At 33.0% G+C, this 14,890-nt stretch carries 11 protein-coding genes; 7 read left to right on the forward strand and 4 right to left on the reverse strand.

What is annotated here, in order from left to right; all coding sequences use genetic code 11:
* Nucleotide 1: 1 nt before the first annotated feature.
* The gene (locus tag CHB80_RS17645) at nt 2-1,663 is read right to left on the reverse strand and encodes a beta-N-acetylhexosaminidase (protein WP_089372835.1); all 1,662 of its coding nucleotides are present in this window, start codon (nt 1,661-1,663) and stop codon (nt 2-4) included.
* Nucleotides 1,664-1,769: 106 nt separating this feature from the next.
* Between CHB80_RS17645 and CHB80_RS17650 the strand changes: the two genes are divergently transcribed.
* The gene (locus CHB80_RS17650) at nt 1,770-4,616 is read left to right on the forward strand and encodes a M16 family metallopeptidase (protein WP_089372836.1); all 2,847 of its coding nucleotides are present in this window, start codon (nt 1,770-1,772) and stop codon (nt 4,614-4,616) included.
* A 217-nt stretch (nt 4,617-4,833) separates the two neighbouring features.
* Here the strand turns inward: CHB80_RS17650 and CHB80_RS17655 are convergent, their stop codons facing one another.
* Nucleotides 4,834-5,571, reverse strand: coding sequence for a LytR/AlgR family response regulator transcription factor (locus CHB80_RS17655; protein ID WP_089372837.1), 738 nt, complete (start codon nt 5,569-5,571; stop codon nt 4,834-4,836).
* Between the two features lie 113 nt (nt 5,572-5,684).
* On the opposite strand from CHB80_RS17655, the gene CHB80_RS17660 reads away from it, so the two are divergent.
* Nucleotides 5,685-7,595 (forward strand): tetratricopeptide repeat-containing sensor histidine kinase, encoded by a 1,911-nt coding sequence (locus CHB80_RS17660; protein ID WP_089372838.1) that lies wholly within the window; start codon nt 5,685-5,687, stop codon nt 7,593-7,595.
* 110 nt (nt 7,596-7,705) lie between these two features.
* Entirely contained in the window at nt 7,706-9,412 is a 1,707-nt protein-coding gene (locus CHB80_RS17665) for a M28 family metallopeptidase (RefSeq protein WP_089372839.1), read from the forward strand.
* 32 nt (nt 9,413-9,444) lie between these two features.
* On the opposite strand, the gene CHB80_RS17670 is transcribed toward CHB80_RS17665, so the two are convergent.
* Nucleotides 9,445-10,332, reverse strand: coding sequence for a DMT family transporter (locus CHB80_RS17670; RefSeq protein WP_229746923.1), 888 nt, complete (start codon nt 10,330-10,332; stop codon nt 9,445-9,447).
* A 172-nt stretch (nt 10,333-10,504) separates the two neighbouring features.
* Between CHB80_RS17670 and CHB80_RS25055 the strand changes: the two genes are divergently transcribed.
* Nucleotides 10,505-10,627 carry a hypothetical protein gene (locus tag CHB80_RS25055; protein ID WP_262486190.1) on the forward strand — a complete coding sequence of 41 codons (123 nt, stop codon included), beginning with the start codon at nt 10,505-10,507 and terminating at the stop codon, nt 10,625-10,627.
* Between the two features lie 3 nt (nt 10,628-10,630).
* Here the strand turns inward: CHB80_RS25055 and CHB80_RS17675 are convergent, their stop codons facing one another.
* The gene (locus CHB80_RS17675; RefSeq protein ID WP_089372840.1) at nt 10,631-11,773 is read right to left on the reverse strand and encodes an acyl-CoA dehydrogenase; all 1,143 of its coding nucleotides are present in this window, start codon (nt 11,771-11,773) and stop codon (nt 10,631-10,633) included.
* Between the two features lie 84 nt (nt 11,774-11,857).
* Here CHB80_RS17675 and CHB80_RS17680 point away from each other — a divergent pair, with 84 nt between their 5' ends.
* The 3 genes from CHB80_RS17680 (at nt 11,858) to CHB80_RS17690 (ending at nt 14,874) form a co-directional block, all read left to right on the forward strand.
* Nucleotides 11,858-12,928 carry an anhydro-N-acetylmuramic acid kinase gene (locus tag CHB80_RS17680; RefSeq protein WP_089372841.1) on the forward strand — a complete coding sequence of 357 codons (1,071 nt, stop codon included), beginning with the start codon at nt 11,858-11,860 and terminating at the stop codon, nt 12,926-12,928.
* Between the two features lie 202 nt (nt 12,929-13,130).
* Complete coding sequence (locus tag CHB80_RS17685; RefSeq protein ID WP_089372842.1) at nt 13,131-13,526, forward strand: ArsC/Spx/MgsR family protein; 396 nt, start codon at nt 13,131-13,133, stop codon at nt 13,524-13,526.
* 121 nt (nt 13,527-13,647) lie between these two features.
* The gene (locus CHB80_RS17690) at nt 13,648-14,874 is read left to right on the forward strand and encodes a Glu/Leu/Phe/Val dehydrogenase dimerization domain-containing protein (protein ID WP_089372843.1); all 1,227 of its coding nucleotides are present in this window, start codon (nt 13,648-13,650) and stop codon (nt 14,872-14,874) included.
* Nucleotides 14,875-14,890: the final 16 nt, after the last annotated feature.

The raw sequence follows: 14,890 nt of genomic DNA on the forward strand, positions 1-14,890 counted from the left end.
GTTATTCAGATTCAGAAGTAAATTCATGGGAAGCATAGTTAAGACCTAAGTTGTCATATCGATCTTTAAAATGCTGTAACCTTGATTTAAAATCATTCCAATCTCTTGATGCGGGCGCAGACCATAATACTTCAGATAATGCCGTCATTCTGGGTAATACCATATATTCTATATGATCTGTAGTTTTCATATATTCTGTCCATACATTTCCTTGTGCTCCTAAAATATATTTTTGTAGTTCAGGACGTAATTCTTTAGGTGTAGGTTCATAAGAATATACTTTTTCAACTGATGTAAATCCTCCAATCGCTAATGGCTCTTTGGGCTGTAGGTCTTTGTCTACTTGGTAATGATCAAAATAACAATGAGACCCTGGTGTCATAATTACATTGTGATGAAGACGTGCAGCATCTATACCACCTTGGATACCTCGCCAAGACATTACCGTCGCATTGGGAGCAAGCCCTCCTTCTAAAATCTCATCCCATCCTATAATATCTCGTCCTTTGCTATTCAAAAATGTTTCAATACGTTTTATAAAATAACTTTGAAGTTCATGCTCATCTTTCAATCCTTCTTGCTGTATTAATTCTTGTGCAAGGGTACTTTCTATCCATTCTTTTTTGGGAGCCTCATCGCCTCCTATATGAATAAGTTTACTAGGAAAAAGGGATATTACTTCTGTAAGAACATCTTCTAAAAATTGAAAAGTCTCTTCTTTTGGAGCATAAATTTGCTCATAAACTCCCCAACGCGTTCCTACTTCATGAGTTTGACTTGTATTCCCTAGTTCAGGATAAGATGCAATAGCAGCAAGCGAATGACCCGGCAATTCTATTTCAGGAATAATAGTAACATGCTTACTCGTTGCATAGGCAACTACTTCTTTAATCTCTTCTTGGGTATAAAAACCTGAATACGGTTTCCCATCTCCTATGTATGGATTAAAATTCTTTTCAAGAATAGTCTCTTTACGAGTTGATCCTATTTCTGTAAGTTTAGGATACTTCTTTATCTCAATACGCCACCCTTGATCCTCAGTAAGATGCCAGTGAAAAGTATTCATTTTATGTAAGGCAATTAAATCAATATACCTTTTAATAAAATCTATTGGAAAAAAATGTCTTCCAACATCTAAATGCATTCCTCTATATACATATTCGGGTTGATCTTCTATATAAACAGACGGAATCGTAATAGGATTCTCATTTTTCTGATTTGATTCTATAGTAGAAGGTAGTAATTGCCGTAAGGATTGTATGCCATAAAAAATTCCTGTTGCTGTTTTTCCAGAGATAACCACCTTGTCATAGGTGACAGAAAGCGAATAACTTTCATCATTCGGTAATGATGAGTCTAGTAGAAGTGTAATACTGTTTTTTTTATACTGATCGCTGTCCTTGTTAGAGACATTTATAGCGTATCCAGATGCAGTTTTTAGCATCTCTGATACATAGTCAATCTCATTAGATAAAGCAGCATCTCCTATAATGGTTGTTTTTTCAGTAATTAAAAACCGACCTTGTGCAGGTTCTAGTTTTAGTGGTTTTGGTATTATTTGATAATCAGAAGCTGTATTTTGATACTCTTCAAATTCATTTGAGCAAGAGGTTATATGTAAAGAAAAAATGATAACGGCGAGATATACTACAAGATGCTTCATATTAAATATATAGATGCTCTAATTTATAAAATGTTTTGTAGAGGTCTTAACATAAGTGTTTTTTCTTTTTAAGTATCTTCGAATCCTAATTTTAAGTATACCCTATATGAAAACGTTTCGCTTGTTAATCCTACTATGTGGTGTTTCTATTATTTCTTCTTGTGGAGAAGATAAAACAACTACAATTACAGAAGAATCTCAAGAATTTAATGTCCCATTTGAAAAATTTACACTAGAAAATGGTTTGACAGTTGTCTTGCATAAAGACACCTCAGATCCTGTAGTAGCTGTTGCATTAACTACACATGTAGGTTCAGCTAGAGAGATAGAAGGCCGTACTGGTTTTGCACATTTATTTGAACACTTATTATTCTTAGAATCTGAAAACCTTGGGAAAGGTGGTCTTGATAAAATGAGTGCACGTATTGGAGGATCTGGAGCAAATGGTTCTACAAGTCGTGACAGAACAAACTATTTTCAAACGGTACCTAAAGACGCATTAGAAAAAATGATATGGGCGGAGGCTGACAAGCTGGGATGGTTTATTAATACCGTGACAGATCCTGTATTAGCGAAAGAAAAACAAGTAGTAAAAAATGAAAAACGCCAAAGTGTAGATAATAGACCTTATGGGCATGTGCAATATGTTGTAGATAAAAATTTATACCCAGAAAATCATCCATATAATTGGCAAGTAATAGGATCTTTAGAAGATTTGCAAAATGCGACACTTCAAGATGTAAAAAACTTCTATAATAGATGGTATACACCTAATAATACTGTATTAACCATTGCTGGAGATTTTGATACAGAACAAACAAAAGCATGGGTTCATAAATATTTTGATGAAATTAAAAGAGGAGAAGAAATCCCAGCATTAGAAAAACCAACAGTTACAGTAGCAGATACTAAAAAACTATATTACGAAGATAATTTTGCTCGTATACCTCAACTTACAATGTCATGGCCTACAGTACCTTTATACCACAAAGATTCTTATGCACTTAATATGCTTTCGCAATATCTTTCAGATGGGAAACAAGCTCCTTTTAATCAAGTGTTGGTAGATGATAAGCAACTTACTTCAGGAGTCACTATGTATAACTATGCATCAGAATTAGCCGGGCAATTTAGAGTGCAAATTCGCGCTTTTAGTGGAAAGGATTTAGATGAAGTAGCGCAAGGTATTAATGACGCTTTCGCGAAATTTGAATCAGAAGGGATTCCTCAATCTGCTATAGATCGTATTAAGGCTGGACAAGAAACCAACTTTTATAATGGCCTCTCGAGTGTGCTAGGAAAAGGATTTCAATTAGCACAATATGAAATATTTGCTAATGACCCTGGGTTTATTGCTAAAGATATCGAAAACATCCTAGCAGTGACTGTTGAAGATGTAGAGCGTGTATATAACACATATATTAAAGGACAAAATTATATTGCTACGAGCTTTGTTCCTAATGGACAAGTAGACTTAGCATTGAAAAACTCAAAACTAGCTGAAATTGCTGAAGAAAAAATAGTAGATGGAGCCGAAGAGGCATTTGATGCGAGTATTGTTGCAACCTATGAAAAGACCCCTTCTTCATTTGACCGTTCTGTAGAACCTCCATATGGGAATACTCCTGCACTTACAATTCCTTATGTGTGGCAAACAGATCTTTCTTCTGGTATGAAAGTATATGGGATAGAAAATAAAGAAGTGCCATTGGTGCAATTTCAGATAAGTTTTGATGGAGGTTTATTATTAGAAAGCCCTGAAAAGGTAGGAGTTTCTAATATGATGGCTCGATTAATGACAAAAGGAACAGCTACTAAAACTACAGCAGAACTTGAAGAAGCCATTGAACGCTTAGGAGCTTCTATAAATGTATTTGCCGGAAATGAAAGTGTCGTTGTCTCTGGAAATACACTTGCAAAAAATTATGACGCTACCATGGCATTGGTAGAAGAAATAGTATTACAACCTCGATGGGATCAAGAAGAATTTGATATTGTCAAACAAAGTGTGATGAATCAAATAGTACAGCAACAAGCAAATCCTAATAGTATTGCTGCTAATGAATATGCAAAACTTATTTATGGTGATAAACATATACTATCTCATAATAGGTTAGGAACACTTGCTTCAGTAACAAGTATTACACTAGAAGATCTAAAAGCTTTTTATAAAAATATTTCTCCTACAGTAGGAAATGTGTATGTAGTAGGAGATATAAAAGAAAGTGATGTAGTGCAATCCCTATCTGGAATTAATGAAAATTTAGAAGCTATTCCTGTAACAATTCCAACATTTGAAATGCCAAAACGACCAGAGCAGTCTAGTGTATACTTTTATGATGTGCCAGATGCAAAACAATCGGTATTACGTTTTGGATATCCAGCACTAGCCGCTACAGATCCAGATTATTATCCAGCTCGCGTTATGAATTATCGTTTAGGAGGAGGAGGATTTGCTTCACAATTGACACAACAGTTGCGAGAAGGGAAAGGTTATACGTATGGGATTAGATCAAATTTTTCAGGAACAGCACTTCCTGGTGCGTTTACAATTTCTAGTGGTGTGCGCTCTAATGTAACCTATGATAGCGCCGCTTTAGTAAAACAAATATTAAGTGATTATGGAACTAATTTTAATGAAGAAGATTTAGAAGTGTCAAAAAGCTTTTTGATTAAAAGTAATGCACGTGCTTTTGAAACTTCAGGAGCAAAATTAGGAATGCTTTCTAATATCTCTGAACTAAACCTTCCTGTAGATTACGCAAAACAGCGTGAGGCTGCCGTTAGAAATATGACCGTAGAAGATATCAAAGCCCTTTCTGCTAAGTATCTTGATCCTAATAAAATGATTTACCTCGTGGTAGGAGATGCAAAGACACAACTTAAAAAATTAGAACAATTAGGATACGGAACCCCCGTGTTGTTAAATCCTAAGGAAGAGATTAAGAAGTAATGCGTATATAAGTAAAAAAGGATCTACAGAAATAAACATTTGTAGACCCATTTTTAAGAACGCACCACACATCCTATATTTTCATATTATAAGGTAAAAGTATAGAGAATAACAAGAATAGATGTCTAGTAAAGTATAAGCGTTTATAATAATTTTATAAGCGCTTGTATTTTTTTGATAAGATGAGAAAACAAATTTTAAATGATATAATATAAAACTAAGAAAGTAATTGTATCAATTGTATAAGTTTATTCTTATTTCTAGTAGATACATGTATTTTATCTTTATTTGTAAGAATGATTGTTTCTTTTTTATAAATGGAAACGATGTGATTGATATTAACAATAACAGATCGATGTGCTCTAAAGAATGAAGTTTCAGGAAGTAATGACTCATAATATTTTAAAGATTTAGAAGCCAATAATTTTCTGCCATCTTCTAAGAGTAAATAGGTGTAATTTCCATCAGCATCCAATTTTATAATGTTTGCAGTTTTCACAAGAATATGTTCATTGGAACTCTGAATGAATAATTGCCCATTCTTATTTTGAGTTAAATTTTTAAAGAGCTCAAATTTTTCTAAACTAAATAATCGTTCCTTTAGTTGTAAGTAATGGCCTATTGAACCAATTAGTTTTGGAGGATTAATTGGTTTTGTGATATAATTAAGGGCAAAATGATCTAAAGCTTTTTGAAGATAATTTTGAAAAGCGGTGATAAAAATAACTTCAAAACTAGGTTGTTCAATTGCATCAAAAATTTCAAAAGATAATCCATCAGTTAGTTCTATATCCATAAAAACTAATTCAGGATTTGATTCATTGATTAATTGTATGGATGTTTTTATAGAAGAGGCATACCCCAGTATCTGAATTATAGGGAAATTATTTTTAATAATGTCAGTTAAATATTCTTGCGCTTCTATATTGTCTTCAATAATAATTGCAGAAATCATCTAGGGAATTTTTATACTAAGATATCTTAATCTTTTGAAGATAAAAAAGAAGGAATCAGTTACTTTTATAAGATCTGTGTATATATTATTTATAAGTAATAAACTTTGCTCAAATGAAATCTAAGATATTCTTTATAGTACTATTTTTAAACGTAATTCAAAATTCATATTCTCAAGAACTTAATCTCGAAAAATACAATCCAAACTCTATATACACACAACAAAAAGTAGATTCGATTTTAGAGTATTATATTAAGAATGCAAGAAAAATTAAAGACTATTCTGAAATTAAGAAAATATTAGCGTCCAATGAAAAATTATCAGGTTGGTCTTATTATTATTTCCTAAAATCAAAACAGTATAGTTTAAATCAGGTATATGATTCTTCTATAATCTATGCTAATAAAAGTATAGCATATTATGAAGAACTAAAGAACAAGAGAGATTTTGATGAAAAGATTATGTTGGAAACATATTTATATAAGGCTAGATCTTTAAGTGCTTTAAAAAGATATGATGAGTCAATAACAAACAATCATAAAGCATTAGACTACACAAAGAAATTTCCTTATAAATGGAAGAGTTTTATTGTTGCTAATATTGCAGATAGTCATTTAGAGATAGGTAATGATAGTATCGCATTAAATTATTACAACGAGGTATCTAAAGATTCTCTGTATATGAATTTAGATCGACCTGCTGTGGTTACACATACAAGAATTGGCGTTATTTATTCAAAATTTAATCAATTAGATAAAGCCAAACAATATTATGAAAAAGCCATCAGGAGATCAGAAGAGTCAGCATATAAGAACAACTTGTGGATACTATACTATAATTTAGGTGATATTTATCAAAAAAAAACGAATACAAACTCAACACTATTTTTTTATAAAAAAGCATTAGATTATTTTGATGCTAGAGGTGATACTCGTCTTTTGGCTGTTAATGGGGCTAATTATTTGAAGGGTTATATAGCATTGCATGATGGAAATATCAATACTGCTATTGATTATTTAAATACTATTAAAAGTTCATATGATTTAAAGGAAATTAAAACAAAAGATGAAAAAGATTTAATCGTAAAGGTTTTTGCTACATTATCAGATGCATATAAAAAGAAGAATGATATTATAGGTTTACAGGAAGTCTTAAAAGAGTCTAATGCTTTTTTAGAAGCATTTCATGAAAACCAATTAAAAATCAATTTAAATAATCTAGAAATAAGATATCAAACAAAAGAGAAAGATACTTCTATCGCATCATTGGAGGAAAAGACAAAGAGTCAGCAAACCATTATAAGTCAACGAAATACTATTAATTGGGTGTTGAGTGGTTTATTAGTGTCATTTATAGGTTTAGGATTTTTGTTTTATAGACAAAGACAATTGCAAAATAAGTATAGGGCATCAAATCTAGAACAACGTTTATTACGTTCGCAATTAAATCCCCATTTTTTATTTAACGCGCTTAATTCAGTAAGTGGTCTAGTTCAAAAAAAATCAGATAAAACGATTCCATATATCTCAAAATTGGGGAACCTATTACGCGCTATATTAGAAAATTCACGAGAAGAATTTATTACCCTATCAGAAGAAATAGAAACGTTATCTACTTATTTAGAACTTCAATCTGCTTTTTCAAAGAAGTTTACATTTACAATTGAAGTAGATGAGAAACTAGCTCATGATGACATCTTAATGCCTCCTATGTTTGTACAACCTTTTGTGGAAAATTCGATTCAACATGGTCTCCAAGGAAAAGATGATGATACGATTGTAATTCATTTTTATCAAGATGGAGAAACACTTTGTTGTAAGATTGAAGACAATGGTGTAGGAAATTATAAAACAAGTACCGATAAGAAAGACCACCAATCTTTATCAGGTACTATTTTAAAAGAACGATTAGACTTATACTCAAAAAGATTTAAGACAAAAGCATACTATACAATAGAAGACCTTAGTAGTGAGCAACGTAATGGTACTCAAGTTTTATTGGTTTTACCTCTTATAAAAGATTGATAATATTTACGTAGCAATAATGCTGCACTTATCCCCGAAATTAACGATGCATTATTTATGAGAAAAGTATATTTGACACTAGAAATTCATAATTAAAAAATATAGAATCTATGCGATTTGTTTTAACCCTAATTATACTTGCTAGTCTAATAAGCTGTTCACATAATAGTTCTCTGGATAATGTTCCATCTTCTTATTTTGGAATGGTAACTTCTGAATTTAATGGAGATGTAGCGATGGAAACCACTGCTTTTGTAGAGCAGTTTTGGAGAGTTGCAGGGAATACAGGGTTTAATCAAACAGTATATAGAATTGTAGAAAAGTTAGAAACTGCTGGATTTGTAGAAGAGTCTAGAGCCAAAGAAGAAGATATTCTTACCTATAGAATAGAGAAAAGACCTATGAAAAGTCCTACTTGGGAACCTGTAGATGCTAAACTTCGTATTATGGGCGAAGAGATCCCTTTATTAGAATACAAGACCAATAGAAATATGATCTATCAATATGCAAGTTCAACCCCAAAAGAAGGGGTTACTGCTGAGGTTGTATATGTAGAATCTATAGAAGACCTTGATGTATTAAATGTAAAAGGGAAGATTGTGTATGCAAATATTAATCCTTATAGATTGTATAAGAAGGCCATTATAGAAGGAGGTGCTTTAGGGTTGATTACTTATAATAATCCGGACTATTTACAACCAGAAAAAAATGTAACCTCTATTCAGTTTAGAGGAATTCCATATGATGAAAATAATCCTGTTTGGGGAATTGCATTATCATACAGTGCTAAAGAACGGTTAGAAAAAGCATTAGCTAAAGGTAAAGTTACTGTGAATGCTTTCGTGAAAACGAATATATACCCATCAGAAGAGTTAACAGTAGTTGCTAATGTGAAAGGGGGAGAGTTGCAAAAAGAAAGCCTTGTTTTTAGTGCACATATTCAAGAACCTGGAGCAAATGATAACGCAACTGGAGTGGGAACACAATTGGAAATGGCTTTAATTACAGCAACCTTAATTAAAAATGAAAAACTGGATTTTAAAAGAACGCTGACATTTCTTTGGGGAGATGAGATTATTTCTACACGTCGTTATATAGAAGAAAAAGAAAAGCGTACTTCCGATATTAATTGGGGAATTAGTTTAGACATGGTAGGAGAGAATACAGATATTACAGGAGGTACTTTTCTAATAGAAAAAATGCCAGACCCTAGTGCTATTTGGACACGAGGAAATGATAAACATTCAGAATGGGGAGGTAGGCCATTGAAGTTGGATGAAATGAAACCTCATTATTTAAATGATTTTATAATAAACGTTTTTGAAGATCAAGGTAAGCGTGCAAATTGGGAAGTACAAACAAACCCTTTTGAAGGTGGTAGTGATCACATCCCTTTTTTAGATGCAGATCTTCCAGGCATATTGTTATGGCACTTTACAGATCAATTTTATCATACAGATAATGACCGTATTGATAAGGTATCTAAAAAAACGATGACTAATGTAGGCATCGCGGCTTTAGTAAGTGCTTACACATTACTTAATAGTGATGCGTCTACTTCAGATTGGATGAGACAAGGGATTGTTGAGGCTGCCAAAGAGCGATTAACGACAGAATTTGAGCTAAGTAAAACAGCCATTATTGATGGAGCTACTAAGGAAAGCCAAATAGAAATTTTGAATGCTTGGAGTGATTGGTATGTAAAAGCAATAGGTACCACAAAAGATATGACTTCTGATCCAGATATAGACATTGAGATTAAAAAGTCTCAAGGAGATATACAGGTTTTTACAGATGATCTTTTAAAAAAGATGTGATGTTTTATATGCTTTCGCGAAAGCGTATAACGTCATCCCTTCCGTTTAATCCAAACATTGAGAAGCATTCCAAAGACAACAAGAGTCATCCCAATAATAGGCCAAAAGGTATATTTCTCATCAAATAAGAAAAAACCAAATAGTAATGCATATACTAACTCCATATACTTGATAGGAGCTACTGTACTGGTATCTGCGAGTTGAAATGCACGTGTCAAGAAAATCTGACCAATAAGCCCTAAGACTCCAATAATAGAAACCCACCACCATTCTTGACCCATAGGCATACGCCAAAACTGAATAAAAAATAAACTACCTACAATCGAAAACACCATAAAGTAGTTAATGATAGTTAAGTAATGCTCACGTGATCCCAAATATCGTACAATAGCAAAAACACCACCTACAAGAATGGAGGATAACATAATGAGTATAAAACTCATCGTATCTATTCTCAAATCAACGCCTTTCATAATAAAAGCACCCGCTATAGAAATAATAAGACTGATCCATTGCCCTAGTTTTACGACTTCTTTTAAAAAGAAATAAGCAAGAATGACACTAAAAATAGGTGCCGTATAGCGTAGTGCAACTGCCGACCCTAAAGGGATGTCCTGAACTACCTTAAAGAATAATGCAAGTGATACAAAACTTAGCACACCTCTAAGACTTAGCCACATAACATTCTTTCCTATTACGGGAACTTTCTTAATAAGCATGTAAGGAAAAATGAAAATAAAAGTACCAAAAGCTCTAAAGAAAACAACTTGCAAAGGATGAAAATCATCTAAGTATTTTGCCAGAAGATTCATCCACGCAAAGGCGAATGCGGCAATAAGCATATACACAATTCCTCTACCCACAGAGTTGGCTTTTGTTTGCCATACGAAAGTACGATAAATATGAAAGTTAACTTTCATATTTATCAGCATTATATACATATAGAGTGCAAGAATATTTAATTCTATAAAATGGCAGTCTTTAAATATATAATTAGGAAAATATCGATATGTAAATTATGAAAAATGACTGTTATGATTCACGTGTTTTCTTTTGTTCTTCTATTCTATTAGTTACAGAAGTTAGAAAAATATGACAAGAGGTGTTTATTTTCTTTTAGAAGTTTATGTTTTATCCAACAAAAAAGGAGAACCTATTACAGGTCCTCCTTTTGTTTATGTGGTATACGCTTTCGCGAAAGCGTATAAAAAGTAAATCTTATTCTTTGATCAAACTTCTAGAGATTACGATTTTTTGAATCTCACTAGTTCCTTCATAAATCTGAGTGATTTTTGCATCACGCATTAAACGTTCTACGTGGTATTCTTTTACAAAACCATTTCCTCCGTGTATTTGCACAGCCTCTACACTATGCTCCATAGCTACTTTCGAAGCATATAATTTTGCCATAGCACTTGAGCGATCATAGTTGTTACCTTGATCTTTATCCCATGCAGCTTTCATAACGAGATGGCGTGCAGCATCTATCTCTGTATACATGTCGGCAAGTTTAAAAGCAATAGCTTGGTGATTGCATATTTCTGTTCCAAAAGCTTTACGCTCTTTAGAATATTTAAGAGCTAATTCATAGGCTCCAGAAGCAATACCTAATGCTTGAGCTGCAATCCCTATACGTCCACCAGAAAGTGTTTTCATGGCAAATTTGAAACCGAATCCATCTTCTCCGATACGGTTTTCTTTAGGTACTTTTACGTCATTAAATTGTAATGTGTGTGTATCACTACCTCTAATTCCTAATTTATCTTCTTTAGGGCCTATCTCAAAACCGGGCATTCCTTTTTCTACAATAAATGCATTAATACCACGGTGTCCTTTTGATCTATCAGTTTGAGCGATTACTAAATACACATCTGAACGACCTCCATTGGTAATCCAGTTTTTTGTTCCGTTTAATATATAGTGATCTCCTTTGTCTTCCGCAGTAGTTGCTTGTGAAGTTGCATCAGAACCAGCTTCTGGCTCACTTAAACAAAATGCTCCTACAAATTCACCTGTAGCAAGTTTTGTAAGATACTTTTGTTTTTGCTCTTCATTACCATAGGCTTCAAGACCGTAGCATACTAAAGAATTATTTACAGATACAATTACAGAAGCAGACGCATCTACTTTAGATAACTCTTCCATAATTAATACATATGAAATAGCATCCATGCCACTTCCTCCATATTTTGGATCTACCATAATACCTAGAAAACCTAGGTCTCCCATTTTTTTGACAAGTTCTGCAGGAAATTGCTGCTTCTCATCACGTTCTATAACACCAGGAAGTAATTCTGTTCTAGCAAAATCACGTGCTGCGTCACGTATCATTAAATGTTCTTCAGTTAAACTAAAATCCATAAGAGGAAAATTTTTTTAAGAATTATGTAAAAATTGTATGCAAAGATACTAGAATCTTACATTTTTCTCAATAATTTTAACGTGATGGAAAGAAAATACTATAACGTTGTCGGGGTCATGAGTGGCACTAGTTTAGATGGGATTGATTTTGCCTATATAAAAATTACTGTAAAACCTACTTATAGTGCTCAAATCATTACCGCAGAAACCCAGTCATACCCTGATTTTTGGGTACAAAAACTTCAAGAAGCGGTTCATTATAGTGCCAATGATCTTCAAGAATTAAATGCATCTTATACTCAATATTTAGGGACGGCTATTCATCAATTCATTGAAAAAAATAAAATTTCTCGCGATCATATTGATGCTGTATGTTCTCATGGACACACCATTTTACATCAGCCAGATCAAGGATATACCTTGCAGATAGGAAACCTTCCAGCAATAGCAGATATTGTAAAATGTAAAATGGTATGCGATTTTAGGGTGCAAGATGTTGCGTTAGGAGGGCAAGGAGCTCCTTTGGTTCCTATTGGAGATCAGTTATTATTTCCTGCTTATGATTACTGTATAAATTTAGGCGGTTTTGCAAATGTATCTATGCAAAAAAATGAAGCACGTATCGCTTACGATATCTGTGCTGTAAATACAGTGCTCAATACGTATGCACAACAATTAGGAAAGGCGTATGATGATAAAGGCGCTTTCGCGAAAGCGGGAACAATCCATACTGCATTATTAGATGATTTGAATGCATTGCCATTTTTTAAAAAATCACCACCAAAATCTTTAGGCATAGAATGGGTGCAAGAAAATATCTTTCCTTTACTAAAGAAGTATTCTATACAACCAAAAGATGTACTGGCAACTTTTACAGAGCATATAGCACAACAATTAGCAAATCAAATTAAAGAAAATAGTTCTGTTTTAATGACTGGTGGAGGCGCATACAATGCATACTTACTGCAACGATTACAAGCACTGAAAAATTGTGAAATTGTAGTGCCAGATAACTTACTGATAGAATATAAGGAAGCCCTTATTTTTGGGTTGTTAGGTGTTTTAAAGTTAGAAGGAGCTATCAATTGTTTGGCAAGTGTTACGGGAGCAAGTAAGGATCATAGTTCAGGGGTTGTTATAGATTATTCTTATTGATTTAGCTCTTCTGTATAAGAAGAAAATATAACTGTGATTTTCGGAAAAGTACTTTTCTGAAAACTAACTATTTATAAAACGATTGTGTAAGCTAGGATACATTTTTAACATTCTGATTTACAGGTGTGTAGTAAGGATTTGGTTTTGGGTTTGACATATTAAACAACAATGAGTTAGTTTTTAACCCCAAAACATAACAACTATGTATGTAATTTACCATGATCCAGGATGTGTTTATTCTCTTATATGTTTAGCAATTTTAAGAAGTAAAAAAGTAAATTATAAAAAGGTACAATACCTTAAAGAACCGCTTACATTAGAAACTATTCAAAGTCTTATCGAAAAATTAAATATTTCTGCAGTAGATCTTATTAGAGAAGATCATCCAGAGTGGAAAAAGTTTTATAAACACTTAACATTAACAGAAGAAGAAATCATACATCTAATGCTTGAAAACCATGGTCTTATTACAAGGCCTATTATAGTGAATGATAATCAGGCTGTTATAGGACGTCCTCCTAAAAAAGTGATTCGTTTGATAAAGAAGAATAAAAAAAGTGTTTCTAATTATATAAACAAAAACGCGATCCTCTCATAAATAAGATATTGATCATTTAATCTTTATTTTTCTATTTATATTATAGATTCTTTAGCGCATAAGTACATTGTACTTTTTATATTTGTAATACACTAATCACTTTTTTAGGTGTACATACTATATGAGAGAACTACTTGCAAAGTACGAAGATAAAACTCCAGAAATTGTTTTTCATTGGAATGACCCAGAAACAGAAGCAGAAGGCTGGGTAGTTATTAATTCTTTAAGAGGTGGTGCTGCCGGTGGTGGTACTCGTATGCGTAAAGGGCTTAATATGAATGAGGTACTTTCATTGGCAAAAACCATGGAAGTAAAATTTACAGTTTCAGGTCCAGCTATTGGAGGCGCAAAATCAGGAATTAATTTTGATCCAAAAGACCCTCGAAAAAAAGGAGTTTTAGAACGTTGGTATAAAGCCGTTTCTCCATTACTTAAAAGCTACTATGGAACAGGAGGTGATTTAAACGTAGATGAAATTCACGAAGTAATTCCTATTACTGAAGAAAGCGGAGTTTGGCACCCTCAAGAAGGCGTTTTTGCAGGGCACTTTCAGCCTACAGATGCAGATAAGATTAATCGTATAGGGCAATTGCGTCAAGGGGTAATCAAAGTAATAGAGAATCCAAAATTTTCTCCTGATGTTACTCGTAAATATACCGTAGCCGATATGATAACGGGATATGGTGTAGCAGAAGCGGTACATCATTATTATGATATTTATGGAGGTGATATAAAAGGAAAACGAGCTGTAGTACAAGGTTTTGGAAACGTAGGTGCCGCTGCTGCATATTATCTTGCTCAAATGGGAGCAAAAATAGTTGGAATCATAGATATTGTAGGAGGACTTATAAATGAAGAAGGCTTCACTTTTGAAGAAATACAAGCAATGTACCTCAACAAAAAAGGAAATACATTAGGAGGAGATAACCTCATTCCTTTTGCCGAAATGAATGAGCGTATATGGAATCTTGAAACCGAAATATTTGCACCTTGTGCCGCTTCTAGATTGATTACTCAAGATCAGATAGATCGTATGATAGATACTGGCTTAGAAGTGATTTCATGTGGAGCAAATGTACCTTTTGCAGATAAGGAAATCTTTTTTGGACCTATCATGGAACATACAGATGCGAAGGTAAGTTTAATACCTGATTTTATTTCAAATTGTGGAATGGCTCGTGTATTTGCCTATTTTATGGAACGTAAAGTGCAAATGACAGATGACGCTATTTTTAATGACACTTCTACGATTATTAGGAATGCCATTCAGAAGACATATGATCAAAATAAAAACAAAAAAAATATTAGCAATACTGCTTTTGAAATTGCTTTAAAACAACTACTTTAAAAGCTTCTTAAAAACC

This window comes from Dokdonia pacifica, from assembly GCF_900188275.1.
GTDB classification, from domain to species: domain Bacteria; phylum Bacteroidota; class Bacteroidia; order Flavobacteriales; family Flavobacteriaceae; genus Dokdonia; species Dokdonia pacifica.

Bases quoted from the DNA above. Each gene is read 5' to 3' on its own strand.
- CHB80_RS17645 (WP_089372835.1), bottom strand. From the start codon at position 1,663: ATGAAGCATCTTGTAGTATATCTCGCCGTTATCATTTTTTCTTTACAT.
- CHB80_RS17650 (WP_089372836.1), top strand. From the start codon at position 1,770: ATGAAAACGTTTCGCTTGTTAATCCTACTATGTGGTGTTTCTATTATT.
- CHB80_RS17655 (WP_089372837.1), bottom strand. From the start codon at position 5,571: ATGATTTCTGCAATTATTATTGAAGACAATATAGAAGCGCAAGAATAT.
- CHB80_RS17660 (WP_089372838.1), top strand. From the start codon at position 5,685: ATGAAATCTAAGATATTCTTTATAGTACTATTTTTAAACGTAATTCAA.
- CHB80_RS17665 (WP_089372839.1), top strand. From the start codon at position 7,706: ATGCGATTTGTTTTAACCCTAATTATACTTGCTAGTCTAATAAGCTGT.
- CHB80_RS17670 (WP_229746923.1), bottom strand. From the start codon at position 10,332: ATGAAAGTTAACTTTCATATTTATCGTACTTTCGTATGGCAAACAAAA.
- CHB80_RS25055 (WP_262486190.1), top strand. From the start codon at position 10,505: ATGACAAGAGGTGTTTATTTTCTTTTAGAAGTTTATGTTTTATCCAAC.
- CHB80_RS17675 (WP_089372840.1), bottom strand. From the start codon at position 11,773: ATGGATTTTAGTTTAACTGAAGAACATTTAATGATACGTGACGCAGCA.
- CHB80_RS17680 (WP_089372841.1), top strand. From the start codon at position 11,858: ATGGAAAGAAAATACTATAACGTTGTCGGGGTCATGAGTGGCACTAGT.
- CHB80_RS17685 (WP_089372842.1), top strand. From the start codon at position 13,131: ATGTATGTAATTTACCATGATCCAGGATGTGTTTATTCTCTTATATGT.
- CHB80_RS17690 (WP_089372843.1), top strand. From the start codon at position 13,648: ATGAGAGAACTACTTGCAAAGTACGAAGATAAAACTCCAGAAATTGTT.